Annotated in this window: 13 protein-coding genes; 10 read left to right on the top strand and 3 right to left on the bottom strand. The window is 64.9% G+C overall.

Annotated elements, in window-relative coordinates; genetic code table 11:
- Window positions 1–177: 177 nt before the first annotated feature.
- The 5 genes from alaS (at window position 178) to AB0H22_RS14720 (ending at window position 6720) form a co-directional block, all read left to right on the top strand.
- Window positions 178–2853: an alanine--tRNA ligase gene (alaS, locus tag AB0H22_RS14740; protein WP_358147082.1), complete on the top strand. Its 2676-nt coding sequence runs from the start codon at window positions 178–180 to the stop codon at window positions 2851–2853.
- Between the two features lie 17 nt (window positions 2854–2870).
- Window positions 2871–3452: a Holliday junction resolvase RuvX gene (gene ruvX, locus AB0H22_RS14735; RefSeq protein ID WP_358147081.1), complete on the top strand. Its 582-nt coding sequence runs from the start codon at window positions 2871–2873 to the stop codon at window positions 3450–3452.
- Window positions 3449–4735 carry an endolytic transglycosylase MltG gene (gene mltG / locus AB0H22_RS14730; protein WP_180747757.1) on the top strand — a complete coding sequence of 429 codons (1287 nt, stop codon included), beginning with the start codon at window positions 3449–3451 and terminating at the stop codon, window positions 4733–4735. The genes ruvX and mltG overlap by 4 nt, the downstream gene beginning before the upstream one ends.
- Window positions 4732–5562 (top strand): shikimate dehydrogenase, encoded by an 831-nt coding sequence (locus AB0H22_RS14725; RefSeq protein ID WP_358147080.1) that lies wholly within the window; start codon window positions 4732–4734, stop codon window positions 5560–5562. Before mltG ends, AB0H22_RS14725 begins: the two co-directional genes overlap by 4 nt.
- Window positions 5563–5706: 144 nt before the next feature.
- On the top strand, window positions 5707–6720 hold the full coding sequence (locus tag AB0H22_RS14720; RefSeq protein ID WP_180747755.1) for a diiron oxygenase: 1014 nt from the start codon (window positions 5707–5709) through the stop codon (window positions 6718–6720).
- Here AB0H22_RS14720 and AB0H22_RS14715 read toward each other — a convergent pair.
- A complete protein-coding gene (locus AB0H22_RS14715) occupies window positions 6703–7392 on the bottom strand; it encodes a TetR/AcrR family transcriptional regulator (protein WP_180749593.1) in 690 nt (229 codons plus the stop codon). The two genes, AB0H22_RS14720 and AB0H22_RS14715, sit on opposite strands and share 18 nt — an antisense overlap.
- Window positions 7393–7461: 69 nt before the next feature.
- Window positions 7462–8250: a methyltransferase domain-containing protein gene (locus AB0H22_RS14710; RefSeq protein ID WP_358147079.1), complete on the bottom strand. Its 789-nt coding sequence runs from the start codon at window positions 8248–8250 to the stop codon at window positions 7462–7464.
- Window positions 8251–8287: 37 nt separating this feature from the next.
- Here AB0H22_RS14710 and AB0H22_RS14705 point away from each other — a divergent pair, with 37 nt between their 5' ends.
- The 5 genes from AB0H22_RS14705 to aroQ all read left to right on the top strand — a co-directional run bounded on the left by AB0H22_RS14705 (window position 8288) and on the right by aroQ (window position 12189).
- Window positions 8288–8728, top strand: a complete 441-nt coding sequence (locus tag AB0H22_RS14705; RefSeq protein ID WP_180747753.1) for an A24 family peptidase — start codon at window positions 8288–8290, stop codon at window positions 8726–8728.
- A 66-nt stretch (window positions 8729–8794) separates the two neighbouring features.
- Entirely contained in the window at window positions 8795–10000 is a 1206-nt protein-coding gene (aroC, locus tag AB0H22_RS14700; RefSeq protein ID WP_180747752.1) for a chorismate synthase, read from the top strand.
- Window positions 9997–10653 carry a shikimate kinase gene (locus tag AB0H22_RS14695; RefSeq protein ID WP_180747751.1) on the top strand — a complete coding sequence of 219 codons (657 nt, stop codon included), beginning with the start codon at window positions 9997–9999 and terminating at the stop codon, window positions 10651–10653. Before aroC ends, AB0H22_RS14695 begins: the two co-directional genes overlap by 4 nt.
- Window positions 10646–11767: a 3-dehydroquinate synthase gene (aroB, locus tag AB0H22_RS14690; protein WP_180747750.1), complete on the top strand. Its 1122-nt coding sequence runs from the start codon at window positions 10646–10648 to the stop codon at window positions 11765–11767. The genes AB0H22_RS14695 and aroB overlap by 8 nt, the downstream gene beginning before the upstream one ends.
- Entirely contained in the window at window positions 11764–12189 is a 426-nt protein-coding gene (aroQ, locus tag AB0H22_RS14685; protein WP_180747749.1) for a type II 3-dehydroquinate dehydratase, read from the top strand. Before aroB ends, aroQ begins: the two co-directional genes overlap by 4 nt.
- Here the strand turns inward: aroQ and AB0H22_RS14680 are convergent.
- Window positions 12182–12736, bottom strand: a complete 555-nt coding sequence (locus tag AB0H22_RS14680; protein ID WP_180747748.1) for a B-4DMT family transporter — start codon at window positions 12734–12736, stop codon at window positions 12182–12184. The two genes, aroQ and AB0H22_RS14680, sit on opposite strands and share 8 nt — an antisense overlap.
- Window positions 12737–12745 lie beyond the last annotated feature (9 nt).

Raw genomic sequence — 12745 nt, 5'->3', positions numbered from 1 at the left:
TTGGGCCCGTCCGTACATGTCAGAAGTCTATTCAGCATTAGCTCGGCACAATGTGACGATATGCGGCACCTCGGTCTATTGGGTGGCGGCACCGCCTGACCTTGGCGTATACCGGCCATAGGTAGGCGCACCGGTAGGGTGGGCCGGTCAGATTCTCGAGCTACACGCAAGGACGAAATGCAGACACACGAGATCCGGAAGCGATTCCTGGACCACTTCGTGAAGGCGGGCCACACCGAGGTGCCGAGTGCCTCGGTGATCCTCGACGACCCCAATCTGCTGTTCGTCAACGCCGGCATGGTCCAGTTCGTGCCCTTCTTCCTGGGACAGCGCACGCCGCCGTACAACACGGCCACCAGCGTCCAGAAATGCATCCGTACCCCGGACATCGACGAGGTGGGTGTCACCACCCGGCACAACACCTTCTTCCAGATGGCCGGGAACTTCTCCTTCGGCGACTACTTCAAGCGTGAGGCGATCCGGTTCGCCTGGACGCTGCTGACCAACCCCACATCCGAGGGTGGCTACGGTTTCGATCCGGAAAAGCTTTGGGCCACCGTCTATCTCGACGACGATGAGGCCATCACGCTATGGCAGGAAGAAGCCGGGCTGCCGCTGGAGCGGATTCAGCGCCGCGGCATGGCCGACAACTACTGGTCCATGGGCATCCCCGGCCCGTGCGGTCCGTGCTCGGAGATCTACTACGACCGTGGCCCCGAGTACGGCATCGAGGGTGGTCCGGAGGCCAACGAGGACCGCTACATCGAGATCTGGAATCTCGTGTTCATGCAGAACGAGCGTGGTGAGGGTACGTCCAAGTCGGACTTCGAGATCCTCGGGCCGCTGCCGCGCAAGAACATCGATACCGGTATGGGCGTGGAGCGCATCGCGTGCCTGCTGCAGGGCGTCGACAATGTCTACGAAACCGATCTGGTGCGACCCGCCATCGACTGTGTGGCGGCGGTTGCCCCGCGTGGATACGGGCAAGGCAGCCACGAGGACGATGTGCGCTACCGCGTCATCGCCGACCACACCCGCACGGCGGCGATCATCATCGGCGACGGGGTCAGCCCCGGGAACGAGGGCCGCGGCTATGTGCTGCGCCGCCTGCTGCGCCGAATTGTGCGCTCCACCAAGCTGCTTGGCGTCGAGCAGCCCATGATGAGCGAGCTGATGATCGTCGTGCGTGACGCCATGGGTCCGTCGTACCCGGAACTGGTCACCGACTTCGAACGGATCAGTCGCATCGCCGTCGCCGAGGAGACCGCGTTCAACCGCACCCTGTCCTCCGGCTCGAAGTTGTTCGAGGATGCGGCGGAAAAGACGACGGCGTCCGGGGCTTCCCGGCTGTCGGGTACCGATGCATTCACCCTGCACGACACCTTCGGTTTCCCGATCGAACTGACCCTCGAAATGGCGGCCGAGGCCGGGCTTTCCGTGGATGAGGACGGCTTCCGGGATCTGATGAACGAGCAGCGGCAGCGCGCCAAGGCCGACGCCGCGGCCCGCAAGCACGCTCACGCTGACCTAACGGCGTACCGCGAGCTCGTCGACGGGGGTCCTACCGAGTTCACGGGATTCGACGAATTAGATTCCCAGGCCACAATTCTGGGGATCTTCGTGGATGGTGCACGGGTGCCGGTCGCCCCGGCGGGCGCCGAAGCGGAAATCGTGCTGGACCGCACCCCGCTGTATGCCGAATCCGGCGGCCAGATTGCCGACATCGGATCCATTCGTGGAGACGGGGCGAACGCGATATCGCAAGCCAAGGTCTCCGATGTCCAGAAGATCGCCAAAACCCTGTTCGTGCACAAGGTCACGGTGGAATCCGGCGAGTTCGTCGAGGGCGACCACGTGGTGGCCTCGGTGGATGCGCAGTGGCGTCACGGCGCCACCCAGGGCCATTCGGGCACCCACCTGGTGCATGCGGCGCTGCGACAAGTACTGGGGCCCAATGCCGTTCAGGCGGGCTCGCTGAACAGGCCCGGATACCTGCGTTTCGACTTCAGCTGGCAGGGCGCGCTGTCGGAGGCACAGCGTCAGGAGGTCGAGGACGTCGCCAACAAGGCCGTCGAGGCCAACTACGCCGTCAATACCTACGTCACCGATCTGGAGCGGGCCAAGGGTATGGGCGCCATGGCGCTGTTCGGCGAGAACTACGGCGACCGTGTGCGCGTCGTCGATATCGGCGGACCGTTCTCGTTGGAACTGTGCGGTGGCACCCACGTGGCGCACTCCTCGCAAGTCGGTCCCGTGACGCTGCTCGGTGAGCAGTCGGTGGGCTCTGGTGTCCGCCGCGTCGAGGCTTACGTCGGACTCGACGCGTTCCGGTACCTGTCGAAAGAACGCGCATTGATGGCGGCGCTCTCCTCGAGTCTGAAGGTTCCCACCGAGGAGGTTCCGGGCCGGGTGGCCACCCTCGTGGAGCGGCTCAAGGTTGCCGAAAAGGAATTGGAGCAAACGCGTTTGGCCTCGGTAAGGGCCTCCATCACGACATTGGTGGATAACGCCGAACGCATCGGAGACACCACCGTGGTGGCGCACCGGTTGCCCGACGGCACCGGTGCGGGCGATCTGCGCAGCCTGGTGGGCGATATCCGCGGCCGACTCGGCAGCGATCCGGCCGTTGTCGCGTTGATTGCCGCCGGCGACGGCTCGGTGCCCTTCGTGGTATCGGTCAACCAGGCCGCCCAAGATGCTGGGCTGCGTGCCAACGATCTTGTGGGCGCTATCGGCTCGGCAGTGGACGGCCGCGGCGGCGGCAAGCCCGATACGGCACAGGGTTCGGGTAAGAACTCCGCCGGTATCGACGCGGCGCTCGGCGCGCTGCGTGAACAGATCCGCCGGGCCTGAACGTAGTGCCCGACAGCATGGATGACCCGCTTGCGGGAAGACCGACAGGCGATGACCCGCTTGCGGGAAGACCGACAGGCGATGACCCGCTTGCGGGAAGACCGACAGGCGACGCCCCCACCCCGGATCGTCCTGGCCCCGATGATCCGGGCCGAGGCCGTCGTCTCGGCGTCGACGTGGGTACCGTCAGGATTGGGATCGCGTCGAGCGACCCCGATGGAATTCTTGCCACTCCGGTCGAGACCGTTGCGCGGGATACCAAGGAAAGCAGTGATTTTCGGCGGATCACGGACCTGGTCGCGGAGATGAGCGTGGTGGAGGTTGTCGTTGGCCTGCCGCGTAACCTGCGCGAGGGCACCGGGGCGTCCGCGCGGGATGCGGCCGGATTCGCCAGCGAGCTCGCTGAGCGGATTGCCCCAGTGCCGGTGCGTTTAGTAGACGAGCGTTTCACTACCACCACCGCGCAGCGTTCCCTGCGTGAGGCTGGAGTACGGTCTCGTCAGCAGCGGGGCATCATCGACCAGGCGGCAGCGGTGGCCATTCTGCAGGACTGGCTTGAGCAGCGGCGTCGGCGCGGCAATGAGGGGGGTACGCGTTGAGCGACTGGGACGATCACGACAGTCGCGAGAACCATGACGACGAGTGGTCAAGCGGCCGCCGAGCGGCGCCGGTCGCGGTCGGTCCCCGGCCTCGGGAGAGCCGTCGCGAACGTGCCCGGCGTAGGGCCGCCGCCCGACGTCGGCGCAACGCCGGGCTGCTGGGTCTGGCGCTGGTCGTCATCGTTACGGTCGCTGCCGTGGTCGGCGGAGCCAAGTTGTGGGACAGCCTGTTCGGCGCCGACAGCCCCGTCACCGACTACTCGGGTTCAGGGGTCAAGGACTTCGTGTTCGAGGTGCACAGCGGGGACACCACCAAGGTCATCGGGCAGCGTCTGAAGGAAGAGGGAGTGGTAGCCACTCCTAGTGCGTTCACTGATGCGGCCCAAGGAAATCAGACCATCGCGTCCATCCAGCCCGGCTTCTACAAACTGCGTACCAAGATCCCCGGCAAGGCCGCCGTCGCACGCCTGGCCGAGCAGGAGAACAGGGTCGGGCTGCTCGTCATACCCGAGGGGCGTCAGCTCGATGACGTATCCGCGGTGGCCAATGGTGCTGTCACCGAAGGCATCTTCACCCTCATCGCTCGTGCCTCGTGCGTGGACCTCGACGGGGACAAACACTGTGTTGCCGCTTCGGACTTACGGCAGGCCGCCTCGACGGCGCCGCAGTCGGAGCTAGCCGTTCCGGAATGGGCGTCCAACGGCGTCAACGCCGTGCGCGACGATCATCGCCGCATCGAGGGGCTTATTGCCGCCGGGCGGTGGGACTTCAACCCGATGGCCGAGCCCGAGCAGATCCTGGCATCCCTGATCCGTGAGAGCAGTGCGCAGTACGAGCAACTGGGGCTCCTGAACGCCGACGCGGCTGGGTTGTCGCCCTATGAGGTGCTGGTGGTCGCGTCGCTGCTGCAGCGAGAGGCCAAACCGCGCGATTTCGCCAAGGTGGCGCGGGTCGTCTACAACCGGCTCGCGGCACATCAGAAGCTGGAATTCGACTCCACGGTGAACTACCCGTTGGACCGGCAGGAAATCGCGACCACCGACGACGACCGTGAACGTAAGACGCTGTGGAATACCTATCAGTCACAAGGGCTTCCGGCGACCCCGATCTCTTCGCCCAGCCCGGAGGCACTGCGAGCGGCCGAGCATCCGGAGCCGGGGGACTGGCTCTACTTTGTCACCATCGACGCCGAGGGCACCACATTGTTCACGGCCGACTACAACGAGCATCTGGCCAATATCGAGCTGGCCAAGAGGAACGGCATCCTGGACAGTGCGCGATGAGCACGTCGGGTGACGCACCTGACGCTCGCCGCGCCGCGGTATTGGGATCGCCGATCGGGCATTCCCGGTCACCCGACCTGCACCTGGCGGCGTACCGCGCGCTGGGTCTGACCGGTTGGACCTATGAGCGGATCGAATGCACGGCCGAGCGGCTGCCCGATGTGGTCGGAGGCTCCGGGCCCGAGTGGGTGGGTTACTCGGTGACCATGCCCGGAAAGTTCGCCGCGCTGAATGTTGCCCTGAGTGCTACTGAGCGCGCCCGGTCGATCGGTGCGGCCAACACGTTGGTGCGAAAAGAAGGCGGTTGGCACGCCGATAACACCGATGTCGACGGAGTGTCCGGGGCATTGGGTACTGCCGGGATCGATCCGTCGGGACAACCGGCGGTGATCGTGGGTGCCGGGGGCACCGCTCGTCCGGCGATCGTGGCTCTTGCCGAAATGGGCGCGCGGTCCCTGACCGTGGTGGCTCGTGATGCGGGCCGGGCGCGGGGCGCTCGTGAGCTCGCGGAGCGAATGGGCCTCTCTGTCTCGGTGATCGGCTTCGATGACGGCGCGCTGTCCTCGGTGTGCGAGTCGTCCGGAGTGTTGGTGAGCACCGTGCCCGCAGAGGCTGCCGCCCCGTTCGCGCCGTCGCTCGCCGCAGCGCCCGCGATTCTTGACGTCATCTATCACCCGTGGCCTACCGAGCTGGCCGCCCTAGCGCAGCGGCGCGGTGCGGTGGTCGTTGGTGGGCTTGAGATGCTGCTCAATCAGGCCTTTACCCAGGTAGAGCTGTTCACCGGGCAGTCGGCACCCCGGGAGGCAATGGCCGCCGCGCTGCGCTGATCTCTTATTACCGCGTCTGTGCCGCCCGAGTCTGGATATCGGACCCCCACCTGCGGCAATGAAATTTGTGGGACTTTCGGTCCCATGAGGCCTTGCGTGGGATGCTCCGTCCCATTAAATTGGAGGCAGTTGGAGGAGGAAGCAATGCCGCTGTTCACCGTCCCCAAGTCGGGCGCATTCGATGACGAGTACCTAATGACACTTCGCACCCTCTCAGAGGGTTCGGTGCGCCTGCACTTCGATCCGTTCCAGGACATCGACTGGGATGCCCCGGACTACCAGATCGACCGCAACGATCCCCGCTGGGTACTGCATCCCGAACTCGACACGCTCGGCGGAACCCAGTGGTACCGGAACCAGCCGCTGGAGCGTCAGATCGAGATCGGCCGCTGGCGCCAGGCCAACGCGATCAAGGTCGGGCTTGCCTTCGAGAGCATCCTGATTCGCGGCATGATGCAGTACCTCATGAAGCTGCCGAATGGCTCACCTGAGTTCCGCTACTGCCTCCACGAGATGACCGAGGAGTGCAACCACATCCAGATGTTCCAGGAGCTCGTCAACCGTATCGGTGACGACGTTCCCGGTATGCGTAAGTGGTTCCGTCGGGTCTCGCCGATGATCGGTGTGCTGGGTGGATGGGCCCATGTGGTTCTCTTCATCGGCATTCTCGGTGGCGAGGAGCCCATCGACCACTATCAGAAGTCGTTGATCCGCAGCGATGTCGCCATGCCGCCGGCGGTCAAGCGGGTCATGCAGATCCACGTCGCCGAGGAAGCGCGCCACATCTCCTTCGCGGGTGAGTTTCTGCGCGTACATGTTCCGCTGATGAGCGCGCGCAAGCGGGTCCTCTGCACCATCCTCTTCCCACTCGCCATGCGCTGGCTGGCCGGAGAGATCATGACCCCGCCGAAGTCGTTCGCCACCGAATTCGACATTCCGCGTGAGGTTTTCAAGGAGGCCTTCTGGCGCGGCGAGCATGCGCGCCAGACGCTGTCCGGGTATTTCGGTGATATGCGCAAGCTCACCGAGGACATCGGTATGCGTCCCTGGTGGGTACGTCCGCTGTGGAAGCTGCTGCGCATCGACGGCCGTCCGTCGCGGTATCGCAGCGAGCCCGACCGTTCGCACGCGAGCACGCCGCTACTGGTGGGCGCCTGACAGTACGGCGAGCGCGGCCATGAGTTCGGTCTGCGGGTCCATGGACAGGCCCACCGAACGGGCGGCTCCGTCCAGCACATACCAGACGTAATTGGCGAGATCCTCGACGATTTCGGTGCGATTGCGCACTGGTTCGGTTTCCCGTAACCACCGGGAGAGGGTTCCTTCGACCATCGTCACGACTGCGTAGGTGACCGATTCAAAGGGGCTGTAATCGATCCCGAGCAGTTCGGTGATCGGGATCAAGACTCCTCGGACACGCTGCTCCATCCGGACCTTGACCGTGCTGATGGCATCGACGGCGGGGTCCTCGTCGGTGGCGCCGGAGCGCATGAATTCGTAGCGATGCGGGTAGTCGGTCATCCAATCCAGCACGGCCCGAATGGTTCTGGTGGCAATATCGTCGATCGAACCCCGGGTGACGTCGAGCTGCGACGAGATGGACGTATCGAAATCCTCGAGCAGATGTGAGCGGATGCGGCGATCGAGATCCTCGCGCCCCTCGAACTGCCGGTACACCACGGATTTGGCCAGCCCGGCTCGCTTAGCGATCGACTGCACGGGAATCTCGGTGCCGGGCGGCGTTTCATCGAGCAGCGCGACGGCGGACTCCACGATGCGGGTCTGCCGGGCCGAGTTGTGCCGTTCCCAGCGTGCCTCGTGTCCGGTCAGTACACGGTGTGAATCCGCCTCCCCACGTGCGAGTGGCTCATCGGTGCTGGCCTGGGACACCGGCTGAGTCTATCGACCCGTTTCCGGCTTGGATGCCACACAGAAGATCCGGCGGAATCCGAAAGGTGTCACGGCACCGGATGGCGGGTATGCCTGACGCAACAGTGCGGCATATTCCTCCTCGAATTCGGCGAATTCATCGGCCGAAAGCGCCGAGATCACGGGCCGTAATCCGGTGCCGTGTACCCATCGCAGCACCGGGTCGTTCCCTTCGAGTAGGTGCACGTATGTCGTTTCCCAGGCGTCCGGAACCAGGCCTGCGGAAATCGCCAGGCGCGCATAATTTTCGGCCCCGTCGCTGCTCTCCTCACCGCGCAGCACGCCGCCCAGCCGTGACGCCCATCGCGAGGATTCGGCGACCTGGCGCATGAGCGTATGAGAGGGCGCGCCGAAGTTGCCCGGAACCTGGAAAGCCAGCGAACCACCAGGATTGAGCTGCTGCGCCCACGCGGTAATGAGTTCGCGATGCTGCGGAAGCCATTGCAATGCCGCATTTGTGAACACCACATCTATTCCGTCGGCCCGGAAGTTGGCGATATCGCCCTGTTCGAGGCGAAGATTGGCCGGCAGATCCGCGGGGGCGGTAGCGAGCAGCTCGGCAGAGGAATCCAGTCCTAGCACCGCTGCATTCGGCCACCGGCGCGCCAATTCGACGGTCAAGATCCCACTGGCACAACCCAAATCGACGACGGTACGAGGGGTCGAGGCAGGGATACGGGAAAGAAGCTCATAGAACGGGCGACTGCGTTCATCTCCGAATCGGCTGTATTCCTGAGGGCTCCACAATGTAGTCGTCACTACTCCGAATGTAGCCTCGCGGCGCTACATTCCCCACATGAATTACGGGGTGGGGGTAATGGTGCTGTGCTGGATGACGGCGCTGTCGTACTTCGATATCAGGTATCGCAGGCTGCCGAACTGGCTCACTCTGTCCGCGGCCGCGGTGGTTGTCGTGGTGGCGATGCTTGATCGCAACCCGACGATGGTGGTGGGTGCGGTGGCGCTGACCGGTCTGTACCTGATCGCACATCTGTTATCGCCGCGCGCGATGGGAGCGGGGGACGTGAAGCTCGCCTTCGGCACCGGTGGCTTATCGGGGGCGTTCGGATTGGACGCGTGGTTCCTGGCGGCGATCGGTGCGCCGCTGTTGACCGGCCTGATCGGTCTGGTGCTCATGACTATCGGCCGTCGAAAGACATCCGTGCCGCACGGCCCCTCGATGTGCTTGGCGACCGCCGTCGCGGTGGGGTTGTCCACCGTGACGCCGGGCATCTGACAAAGAACGGTCCACTGTCCCGATCGATTTGGAGGACCGACCTGCCCGCATGGGACAATGGTGCACGTGTTGCGTTGGATCACGGCAGGTGAATCGCATGGACGCGCGTTGGTCGCGGTCTTGGAAGGCATGGTCGCCGGTGTCGAACTGACATCGGAGGACATCGGTAGGCAGCTGGCGCGTCGCCGCCTGGGCTACGGCCGAGGCGCGCGCATGGCCTTCGAGGCCGACCAGGTCACCGTGCTCGGTGGTGTGCGGCATGGTCTGACCTTGGGTGGTCCGGTGGCGATCGAGATCGGCAACACCGAGTGGCCCAAATGGGAGACCGTGATGTCCGCGGACCCGGTGGACCCTGCCGAGCTGGAGAACATCGCGCGCAACGCGCCGCTTACCCGCCCGCGCCCCGGCCACGCCGACTACGCAGGCATGCTCAAGTACGGATTCGACGATGCGCGCCCCGTGCTCGAGCGCGCCAGCGCGCGTGAGACGGCGGCCCGTGTCGCGCTCGGCACCGTCGCCAAGGCCTTCCTGAAGCAGGTATTGGGTGTCGACGTCATCTCGCATGTGATTTCCATCGGCGATTCCGAGCCATACGACGGAGCGGTTCCCGGTGCGGCCGATCTAGTGGCCATCGACGCCAGCCCGGTGCGGGCGTTCGGCGAACAGGCTGAGTCCTCGATGATCGCCGAGATCGAGGCCGCCAAGAAGGACGGCGACACCCTCGGTGGAGTTGTCGAGGTGGTGATCGCCGGACTGCCGGTCGGTCTCGGCTCGTTCGTCAGCGGTCATGACCGCCTGGACAGCCAGCTCGCGGCCGCCATCATGGGAATCCAGGCCATCAAGGGCGTCGAGATCGGTGACGGGTTCACCACCGCGCGCCGCCGCGGGAGCGCCGCCCACGACGAGATTTACCCCGGCCCCGACGGCATCCTGCGGTCGACCAACCGCGCCGGCGGTTTGGAAGGCGGTATGACCAACGGTCAGCCGCTGCGGGTGCGCGCTGCGATGAAACCCATCTCCACGGTCCCGCGCGCGCTGGCGACTGTCGACATGGCCACCGGTGACGAGGCCGTCGCGATTCACCAGCGCTCGGATGTGTGCGCGGTTCCGGCCGCTGGTGTGGTCGCCGAGGCGATGGTCGCGCTGGTGGTGGCCCGCGCGGCGCTGGAGAAGTTCGGGGGAGACTCCCTCACCGAGACCAAGACCAATGTCGGGACGTACCTGGATGCGGTGGCGCAGCGAGAGCCACGCCGGGAATCATCCACGGGATGAGCCCCAAAGCCGTCCTCGTCGGGCTGCCCGGATCGGGTAAGTCCACCATCGGCCGTCGGCTCGCAAAAGCGTTGAACGTCGACGTCTACGACACCGATACCGGCATCGAGACCGAGGCCGGGCGGACCATCGCCGACATCTTCGCCACCGACGGAGAACCGGAATTCCGACGTATCGAGGAATCGGTGATTCGGCAGGCGTTGGATCAGCAAGGCGGAGTGGTTTCGCTGGGGGGTGGCGCCGTGCTTACCCCGGGAGTTCGTGAAGCACTCGCCGGGCACACCGTGGTGTATCTGGAAATCAGTGCCACGGAAGGGATTCGGCGTACTGGAGGAAGCGTGGTGCGTCCGCTGCTGGCCGGGCCCGATCGTGCCGAGAAGTATCACTCGCTCATATCCCAGCGGGTGCCGCTGTACCAGGAGGTTGCCACCATCAAGGTGAACACCGATAGGAGAAATCCCGGTGCGGTGGTGCGGATGATCGTCTCCCGGCTGGAGAACCCCGACTCGGGCACAGCGCCAGGCTCGTCACGGCGACGACGCCCCCGTCGACGCCCCCGTTCTCGGCGCCGCGCTTCGAGCATCACCGCCACGACTCAAACACCAACCGACACGTCCGGAACCGAAACCAAGGAAAGAGCCGACAATGACTAGCGCCGACCCGACGACGATCACCGTCGAGGTGAATCCGCCCTACCCGGTCATCGTGGGGACTGGTCTGCTGGGTGAGTTGGTGGACGCACTCAAGGGCGCCGACAAGGTGGCGATCCTGCATCAGCCCACCCTCGCCGTCACCGCCGAAGAGATCAGAAAAACTTTGGCCGAGAACGGAATCGATGCGCACCGGGTTGAGATTCCAGACGCCGAGGATGGCAAGGACCTGGCCGTGCTCGGCTACATCTGGGAAGTGCTGGGCCGGATCGGAGTCGGACGCAAGGACGCCGTCGTCAGCCTCGGGGGAGGGGCCGCCACCGATACTGCGGGCTTCGCGGCGGCCACCTGGTTGCGCGGGGTGAAGGTGGTGCACGTGCCCACCACACTGCTCGCGATGGTCGACGCAGCCGTCGGCGGAAAGACAGGTATCAACACCGAAGCAGGGAAGAACCTTGTCGGCTCGTTCCACCAGCCGGGGGCGGTGCTGGTGGACCTGGCGACCCTCGACTCGTTGCCGCGCAACGAGCTAGTCGCCGGTATGGCTGAAGTGGTGAAGGCCGGATTCATCGCCGACCCCGTCATTCTCGATCTCATCGAGGCCGACCCACAGGCCGCGATCGACCCGTCCAAACCGGTGCTCCGCGAGCTCATCGAACGTTCCATCGCCGTGAAGGCCAAAGTGGTGGCGGCCGACGAGAAGGAGGCCGAGCTGCGTGAGATTCTCAACTACGGTCACACCCTCGGTCATGCCATCGAGAGGCGCGAGCGGTACCGGTGGCGCCACGGCGCAGCGGTTTCGGTCGGTTTGGTCTTCGCCGCCGAACTGGGACGCTTGGCCGGACGTTTGGATGACGAGACCGCCGATCGTCACGCGCAAGTGCTGTCCGCGCTCGGGCTGCCGACCCGCTACGACGCCGACGCGCTGGGGCAGCTCATCGAATATATGCAGGGCGATAAGAAGACCCGTTCGGGCATACTGCGTTTCGTGGTGCTCGATGGGTTGGCCAAACCGGGACGGTTGGAAGGCCCTGATCCGTCGCTGCTGGCCGCCGCCTACTCGGTTGTGGCAGGACCGGCTCAGGCTGACAGTCAGGGTAAGGGGACGTTGTTGTGACGATTCAGGTGCTCAACGGCCCCAACCTGGGTCGCCTCGGCAAGCGCGAGGCCGCGGTGTACGGCAGCGTCACCTACGACGAGCTGGTCTCGCTCATTCAGGCCGAAGCCGCCTCGTTGGGTGCGGATGTTCAGGTGCGGCAGACCGATAGCGAAGCCGAGCTGCTCGGCTGGATTCACGATGCCGCCGACGCGAAAGATCCGGTGATCCTGAACGCCGGTGCGTTCACCCATACGTCGGTCGCCCTCCGGGACGCGTGTGCGGAGCTCACCGCCGGACTCATCGAGGTACATATCTCGAATGTGTATGCACGCGAAGAGTTCCGGCATCACTCGTATCTGAGTGCGCTGGCCACGGGCGTTATCGTCGGGCTCGGCGTGCAGGGATACCTGCTGGCAATACGGTATCTAGCGGCTACTTAACGTTCGCTTCTTCCTGAACCGCCTGGAACACATCGGTATCTGACTGCTGCAGAGCGGCATGTTCCTTTTCCTTGCGGTCCACGAGCAGCCGGCCTACGAACACGCCGGCCATGGCGGGCGCGAACACCACGAGCGCCACGAACGCTGCGGTCGTGGTGAGTTCGGCGAGGATGCTCGCGGCGTAGATTCCGTGGTTGAACAGGCTGATCAACCAGACCACCAGGCCACTAACAACCCCGGCGAAAATGCCGGCGAGCAGCCACCACATGGCGAGGTCGTCTCGGCGGTCCGGGTCGGGGTTACGTTGGGCGTCGCTGCGGCCGTCCGTGAGCGCCCATGCGACCACCGCCGCGATGAACACAATGAGCAGCACCAGGTTGATGGCGGTGCCGTGGTTTTCCCACACGCTGAGGGCCAGTCCCTGCACCACGCGGGTCAACACCATCAGGATGGCGAAGACGGCGCCGCGGGTGAGCCATTGTGTGGTCAAAGTACGTGTGGTCGATGAGCCGCTTGCGCGAAGAGCATCGGATTGAGCTTCGGGCATGGGCCCAGC

The organism is Mycobacterium sp. NPDC050853 (genome assembly GCF_040653875.1).
Lineage (GTDB): Bacteria > Actinomycetota > Actinomycetes > Mycobacteriales > Mycobacteriaceae > Mycobacterium.
The sequence above is the reverse complement of the archived record's forward strand: the minus strand, read 5'-3'. Positions and strand labels throughout refer to the sequence as shown.

What these genes read in the sequence shown, in the direction of transcription:
- ruvX (WP_358147081.1), top strand. Translation starts at nt 2,871, where the DNA reads ATGGATGACCCGCTTGCGGGAAGACCGACAGGCGATGACCCGCTTGCG.
- AB0H22_RS14695 (WP_180747751.1), top strand. Translation starts at nt 9,997, where the DNA reads ATGAGCCCCAAAGCCGTCCTCGTCGGGCTGCCCGGATCGGGTAAGTCC.
- AB0H22_RS14680 (WP_180747748.1), bottom strand. Translation starts at nt 12,736, where the DNA reads ATGCCCGAAGCTCAATCCGATGCTCTTCGCGCAAGCGGCTCATCGACC.
- alaS (WP_358147082.1), top strand. Translation starts at nt 178, where the DNA reads ATGCAGACACACGAGATCCGGAAGCGATTCCTGGACCACTTCGTGAAG.
- AB0H22_RS14725 (WP_358147080.1), top strand. Translation starts at nt 4,732, where the DNA reads ATGAGCACGTCGGGTGACGCACCTGACGCTCGCCGCGCCGCGGTATTG.
- AB0H22_RS14705 (WP_180747753.1), top strand. Translation starts at nt 8,288, where the DNA reads ATGAATTACGGGGTGGGGGTAATGGTGCTGTGCTGGATGACGGCGCTG.
- aroB (WP_180747750.1), top strand. Translation starts at nt 10,646, where the DNA reads ATGACTAGCGCCGACCCGACGACGATCACCGTCGAGGTGAATCCGCCC.
- AB0H22_RS14720 (WP_180747755.1), top strand. Translation starts at nt 5,707, where the DNA reads ATGCCGCTGTTCACCGTCCCCAAGTCGGGCGCATTCGATGACGAGTAC.